Annotated in this window: 8 protein-coding genes; 6 read left to right on the forward strand and 2 right to left on the reverse strand. The window is 61.2% G+C overall.

All coding sequences use genetic code 11. The annotated features are described in order from the left end of the window. Positions 1 to 526 precede the first annotated feature (526 nt). Both BMF89_RS21790 and BMF89_RS00260 read right to left on the reverse strand, forming a co-directional pair. A complete protein-coding gene (locus tag BMF89_RS21790; RefSeq protein ID WP_171983349.1) occupies positions 527 to 724 on the reverse strand; it encodes a hypothetical protein in 198 nt (65 codons plus the stop codon). 143 nt (positions 725 to 867) lie between these two features. Continuing rightward, the gene (locus BMF89_RS00260; RefSeq protein WP_078105086.1) at positions 868 to 1356 is read right to left on the reverse strand and encodes a hypothetical protein; all 489 of its coding nucleotides are present in this window, start codon (positions 1354 to 1356) and stop codon (positions 868 to 870) included. Position 1357: 1 nt separating this feature from the next. Between BMF89_RS00260 and BMF89_RS00265 the strand changes: the two genes are divergently transcribed. The 6 genes from BMF89_RS00265 to BMF89_RS00290 all read left to right on the forward strand — a co-directional run bounded on the left by BMF89_RS00265 (position 1358) and on the right by BMF89_RS00290 (position 5578). Next, positions 1358 to 1711: a tautomerase family protein gene (locus BMF89_RS00265; protein WP_078105087.1), complete on the forward strand. Its 354-nt coding sequence runs from the start codon at positions 1358 to 1360 to the stop codon at positions 1709 to 1711. A 209-nt stretch (positions 1712 to 1920) separates the two neighbouring features. Further along, entirely contained in the window at positions 1921 to 2478 is a 558-nt protein-coding gene (locus BMF89_RS21425; protein ID WP_139359480.1) for a hypothetical protein, read from the forward strand. 145 nt (positions 2479 to 2623) lie between these two features. After that, positions 2624 to 2980, forward strand: coding sequence for a hypothetical protein (locus tag BMF89_RS00275; protein WP_078105089.1), 357 nt, complete (start codon positions 2624 to 2626; stop codon positions 2978 to 2980). Between the two features lie 119 nt (positions 2981 to 3099). Next, on the forward strand, positions 3100 to 3330 hold the full coding sequence (locus BMF89_RS00280; protein WP_078105090.1) for a hypothetical protein: 231 nt from the start codon (positions 3100 to 3102) through the stop codon (positions 3328 to 3330). Positions 3331 to 3680: 350 nt separating this feature from the next. Next, on the forward strand, positions 3681 to 4025 hold the full coding sequence (locus BMF89_RS00285) for a hypothetical protein (protein WP_139359481.1): 345 nt from the start codon (positions 3681 to 3683) through the stop codon (positions 4023 to 4025). 1112 nt (positions 4026 to 5137) lie between these two features. Further along, the gene (locus BMF89_RS00290) at positions 5138 to 5578 is read left to right on the forward strand and encodes a hypothetical protein (RefSeq protein ID WP_078105092.1); all 441 of its coding nucleotides are present in this window, start codon (positions 5138 to 5140) and stop codon (positions 5576 to 5578) included. The last annotated feature ends 1002 nt before the right edge of the window (positions 5579 to 6580 follow it).

Below are 6580 nucleotides of genomic sequence, written 5' to 3' on the forward strand. Positions count from 1 at the left end.
TCCAAGGTCCGAAGTGGCGCGCCCACCAACGGGATCTGGGCCGGAACTCAAGCTGCGAGGCGCTCATGGTGAGTACGACGTACGGTCCTTGGATCCTGAACCGACCGGGGATTTCAAACCCGCCCCTGAACTCATATGTCATTCGGTCGACTTTCTAACCCGATGCTGGACGGGGTAGCCAAGCTTTTCCGCAGCATCGAGGACTTCCTCGGGCCATTGAGCCAGAAACGACCAAGGCATATTGTCCTGTCCAAGGAAGTTTACTTTCACCCAACGGGCCAAGGCGTTCGGGCGGCCTAAATAGACCTCGCGGATGGCGGAACGCTCTACCCGCCATGGCCCAGCAGCCCCTTTGGTTCCTGCCCACGCAGGACATCCGCTGCCGCGCACCGTTCCAAGGCCGGCTGCGTCGGTGGCAAAGCCGGGGCCGCGAACGCGTCCGCTTCAGCATGTTCCCCAGCCCCCGCATCCGGCCGGCACACAGGCTGGAGCGCACCTGGTCTACAGCTCAGGAGGCGCCGGCGCCTCATTTGTCACCGAAGACAGTCCCATGGACGTCGCCCAGGACGTCGGCGAAAGCGTCGCGGCCAGCTGGTACGGCTTGGTATCCCAAGGGTAGCTGAACGAACTGCTCGCCGACCGGCCCATCCTCCCCGTCGAGATCGACCGTGTACTCCTGAAAGATTGCGCCCAGCGAATCGGCGAATACAAAACCGACCTGCAAGGAGTCCGCAAAGCCTTGCGCCTGGCATTCTGGGAAAAGCTGGACACACTCATCTGAGGCTCGAAACCTGCCGATGGCGTACGGCCCGTCAGGTTCGGGTTAGCGGGACCACCAGTCCCCATATAGCAGACCGGAAGCACAAGTTAGAAGGATGACTGGTCTGCTTCCTGAGCCTTCAGTTCGTCGATCAAGGCGTCAATCTTAGCGGCACGACGGATCGACCAGAGCGGAATCCAGATCCCCAGGCAGACGAATAGAACTGTCCCAAGCCACCAGAACCAAACCGATGGTTCCGTTACGATCAGGAAGACGCAGAGGGCTGAGAAGAGAGCAAATTCGATGGGTCCTACCCATACCATGCGCCGCTCGGTGCGTCTCTTGCGTTCAAGCAGCGGAAGCCAGATCTCGGGCTCGGCACTTTCCGGCAGCGAGCCTTCCTTTACAGCCTGCTGAATGGCCTTTGAGGTGTCGGGGCCACCGTATTTCGCCTGCTGGCGGCGGAAAATTAGAGCCATGAATCCGCCGTAAAAGATTCCCCCAACAAGGGCGCCTACCAGCAAGCCCCAACTGGCTCCACCCGGACGAATAGCAGCCTGAATCCCGAACCAGCCCAGCGTCCAGAACACAGCCAAGATGGCCGCCAGCGTCCACCACGATCGCTTTCCTAGCCAGTCCTGCCACTTCTTCAGCATCGACCCTCCCACAGTTTGCGGCCACCCCCAGGGTGTTGAAGACATCGTAGCCTCGCTGTTTCGCCCCTGGACCCATGCCACAATCGAAAAAAGGCCCCTCATTCAGGTTCTGAACGCCTCGCCGGCATCGACCGAGAAGAAACGCGAACTGCTGGCGGCCCTGACATCGACCTATGCCGAAGTGATAGGGATCCGGCCGGATACCATCCGTGTTGTTCTCCAAGAGGTGCCGCGGGAGAACTGGCCGGTGGCTGGAGTGACCCTTGGTGATTCAGGACAGGACGAAGCGGTCTAGCGTTCCGCCTGGCGCTTCGTCGACCAGGGACGACCTGGACTTATCTTGAGCCGAAGGATGCCGACAGCCGAGAGGATGACTACCGCGTGCTGCGCAACGAATAATCTCTCATATGTGTGGAAAACCGACCCCGGATCGACCGGATGCAGGGAGCTGATTGTGAAACTTGTTGATGGAAGCTACCACCGGGCGCTGTTCCAGTTCCGGCCATGAACAGTAAGAGGGCGGTTGACAGGCGCCGGCGGCTCGCGCTGCTGCCTGCATGTGCCGGAATTATCGGCTGCTGTCTTCTGTCCGGGTGCGGAATCCAGGCCGGCACCCCGTCCCCGGCAGGGACAGTGACCGGCCGCAATAGCACCGGGACCGCCTCCAGCACCCCGCACAGCGACAGCGACCCGGGGGACAGGAAGCTGCACATGCTCGCCGTGGACCCCGTCCTGGCTGAACTGCCGTCAGGACTGGCCAAAACGGATGAGAAGCAGACCCCGGCCCACTACGAGACTCCCGGCTTCGGTTCCGGGGGTTCCTTCGGTGCCGGGGTTAGTGTCACCTTCACCAGCGCCGCCAGCATCCCCGACGTCTACAGGATGATCGGGGAAAACGCCGTCCGGAACGGCTGGGTAGCTAAGGCGGCCGACTCGACGGGGATGACCAACAGGTGGCTGAAAACCTATCCCGACGGCTCCCCGGCAACCCTGATCCTTTCCTGCAAGGACCAGAACGCCACCACAACGACCCGCTCCTGCACCCTGGACGGCGGAATCTGAGGCCCGGCATCCGCGGACCGGGAGGGTGTTTCCTGAAGAGCCGTACCGCAATCTGATAGCCCGGTTGCTGCAGAAGGGGAGCCCTTCTCGGCTTCAATCCCACAAGCTACTCTGTGGCCAAGGGCAATCAGTGGAGGGGTGGGCAGTGGGGAGAACTTTCAAGGAACTGGCGTCGCTCCCGTTGCCGCTGCGGGTGGCATGGGTGACGTGCGGCGTCCTCATTCTGCTCACCGTCCTGGGCTCACTTGCGCTGCCGCGCGACGTGGCGAAAGCGGTCTTTCCGTACGCCTTCGGGTTGATTGGCCTTGCCGCGTTCCTTGAAGGCATGATTCTGGTCACCGACCATCGCGGTTCCTTATCTGCGGTTGCCAAGCTCTCAACGATCGGCATCGGGTCGCTGCTACGAGTTTTTCTTCGCGTGTACGGCGCCCTCTCTGTGGTCTTCGGCGCGATCTTCGTGGCGGTGTCCGTTTTTGTCCTGGTCTACGTGCACCCGTCATGACACCTCGCAGCAAGAAATGGATCCCTTTAGAAGCGGGCCCCGCGTCTGCAACAGATTCGCGAGCGGTTGCGCTGTTCCTAAGCGGGACTGGCTAGTGGCAGCTTTGGCGAGGTGATTCGATGGCTCCCGGGGTATTGTTCGGGCTCGTGCTAGTCGGCGCGGGCCTGTTTGGCTGGGCGATCGCACGGCCGCTGGCGCGTCGCGCCGCCAAGATCCGGACGTGGGTTTCGGCCACTGCCGATGTCGCCTGGTGGACACAGCGAGGTACCACGCAGGTCCGTGTCATGGCGGCCTGTTGGATTGTCATCGGATTCGTAATCGCGGTTCTCTCCCTGACGGCCGGCCCGTAGGGGGCCGCTCTGTGTCGGCCCTGTCAGGCGCGCTCAAGAGGGCGTCTCGGTCACCGATTCCGGTAGCCGGCTAGTACCTCACGAAGCCGTGCTGGATGACCTGCCGGTCAGCGGCGAGGGCCGCCAGTGGAGGTGGGCTCTTCCTGTTCTCCGCCGGTATTCCCTTGGCGGGCGCTCGTACCCAACAGGGTCAGCGGGGCATAGGACCGGGATGAATTGCCGCAACGCGGCACGACTAGACGAACCCCGGGGCCATCGCAACGGTCACCGGCGTCCTCGTGGGCAGCGCGTTCGCCATGGTCTCCTACCGGCATATCTCTCAGGCCAGAGCCCGCGATAAGGTCAGCGACATGGATACCGTCCCGGGGAAGCCCGCCGACAATGAGCAATACAGAGAAGTCATTGGATTCAACAATCAACGTTTCAACGCCACGGTGCCTTTGATCGAGCTTGTGGCCACGAGGGAGCGGCTGGAGTTCCGTGCACGGTTTGGTTTTGGTCGGTTCGTGGGACCGTGGCGAGTTGAGCGATCGCAGGTCAGAAGAGTCTTCAGAGCCCCCGGACTGTTTTCCGACGGCATCGCCATCCAGGGCGACAACTACTTGGACTGGACCATCTACTCATTCCACCCCGAGGTAGTGCTTCTCTCGCTTGAGGAGCTCGGCTATCCGGTCAACTGGCTTGACCGCTACTGAGGCACACACCCGCCGAGCCAACCCCGGTCGAGTCTCACAGACTCTAGCTTGGTGCTCCACGATCGGGAAACGACTTCGAGTGGGTTCTTCGTTTCCAGGAGTGTCTCACCAAGTCAGTCGCATTGCGCCTGTCTCACAAGTCCTTAAGGTCTGGCGAGACATGGATCCAAGACTCCGGCAGACCTCGTAAAGCGCGAGGGTGTCCATCCATCGTTGATGCGGAAGTCGGAGAAGCTGCCGCAGTGGTCGATCCACCGAGCACTGTCCTTTACCGGAAGCGGCCCTCCATTCAGCATCGAGCGCGGTCCATGTTGGACACCGATGATGACGCCGGTGCCTCCGGGTGATCCTTTAGCAAGCGCGGCCGGGCAAAACCTCACACAATACAAAACTCTGGTCCGTGGGAGGTGGTGATCCATGATGAAGGCGTCACCACGGCGGCTGCCGTGCCCATTTGGAAGCACCTGATTGGTGGGGCCACGTGTCCCGATGCGGCCACATTCGCTTTTCCCGAGAGTGCCAGGCCGGCCTGAGATGCTCCAATTCCCGCTTGCAGGTCTCCGAATTATCTGAGAGGACCGATTCGAAAGGAAAGTTCGATGTTTTCGAAAATCCCTCCAGAAACGAGAAAAGGCCCCCTTCCGGGAGCCATGTGATAACCATCGTCTCTAAGAGGCCAATGTCGTTCCTCAGGTTATCACATGAGGAGAAATTCCCGGTCTCTCACATTCCCGCCACTCCACCGGGAAAACGCCCGGAAACACCGCTCAACCTACCTGTGGTCGAGTGGAAAAACGGCCCCGCATCCCAATGCTGGCGCGGATTTTAGCCTCCACCGGACCCCCACTCGACCAAAACCACCTCGGGAGGTACGTGCTTACTAAGAGGGAAAGTACTCTCTTACTAAGAGCCTAGAGGGGTCTCTGGGGAAGAGAACCAGGGGCCCCTTATATATATCTCTATTTAAGGTCGTTTAAGTAGAGTAGTAGTAGTAGGGGGCCCTATATTCCCCGCCATTCCGGGGATTTTCCCACTCGACCAGATGGTAGGTTTCCGGCGGTAGGACGGCGATTTCAGCCTTCGACTCTACGGGCAGGCCGCCGCGGCCCCTTTTGGCAGCGGCCGCACACATAGGCTACTGGGTCTCCCCGGCCAAAACGGTCAGCATCAGCAGCCTCATCACCGACTCCGATCCGCGACTGCCCGGGGAAGCACTCGCGACCTGGCTGGACAACCCCGTCATCGAAGATTTCCTCGCCGAACCCTACGACACCGCCGTCACCACCGACGAAGGCTGGGACGAGACGGGCATCGAATGCACCGCCCAGCTTCCCGACGGGCCGCTCACCGAAGGCCAGATCGTCGACGCTGCGTGGAACGGCACCAAGATCGTCCAGCTCCACAACGAATCCGACCACGGCTCCTTCGGCTCCGAGAACCTCGGCTGGCTCATCATTGAGCGCGGCGAAGGGCGCCACCGTACTGGGGACCCGTCGCAGCACGCGGCGCCGGCCTGTATCTGGGGCCGGACGAGGGCCACGCATGACCCATGACCGGCACGGCAAACGTTCCCTCACCCGATGTGGCCGCCATCGCGAATGCCAAGGAGCTCAACGGCATTCGGATCCCGACGCGTCATTGCCTAGACTGCCAACCGCCGGCTCGCAAAGCTCAGAGGACATTCAAGTCGGGGACCGCGAAAGGTGAGAGATCGTTGGACTTCCTGAATCAGTCGTCTCTCAGATATGGTTTTCTCACTGCCCTGATGGGCCTCTGGCACGATGGTGTCGCTAATTACCGCGAGGGGAGACGAAACCTCCGCGGACCCTGCAGCCCTGATGGGCCTGATCTGGCACCGGTGATTGGTGTCGCTTTTTACCGCGAGGGGAGACGAAACCTCCGCGGACCCTGCAGCCCTGATGGGCCGCCCGCGTTCCTTCCCTATGAATTCATAGCGAAGAGCGCGCTCGCACTGTGTAGGACTAGTCCATCGACTCCGTCTGCACAGTGCGGGCGGTCCTCTCCCCAAGACTGAGATGATCAGCCGCTGACAGTTCGTGCAGCCGGGACGTCAGCCTCGTCATCACCAAACAGCCTTCCAGAGGCAGGGCTGGCTATAGGGGATAGCGGGGACGGTTTCTGCTGTCTCCGCACACATCTCGTGACGTGAACGATTTCGGAATTGACGCAGCGGCCTATCGATCCGGGCTTGATCCGGAAGAGGTCGCATACTCACGATGGCTGGCAGGTCTATTCGACGGACTGGTGAGTCCAGACTTGAGGATGGCCAACGAGCGCCAACTGCTGTTGCAAGTCCGGGCGAGACCCCTCTTGTTCGCGACCTTCGTGTCGGGCGTGGTCTCAGACTTGCTGAGGAGCCTGCCGACTGAGGACCCATGGAGGCACACAGCCCTGGTTCGGGGGACGGTACTGTCCGTGCGAGGGGATTGGTTCGGAACCAGGGTCGACGCCACAGACTGTCAACGGCAACTTAGAAATGACCGGGCGCGGTATGTTGGGTTGCCCGTTGGCGGCAAGTGATTGACCGGGCGCGG

Origin of the sequence: Arthrobacter sp. SRS-W-1-2016 (assembly GCF_002009585.1) — a bacterium.
In the GTDB taxonomy this organism is placed as follows: domain Bacteria; phylum Actinomycetota; class Actinomycetes; order Actinomycetales; family Micrococcaceae; genus Arthrobacter; species Arthrobacter bambusae_A.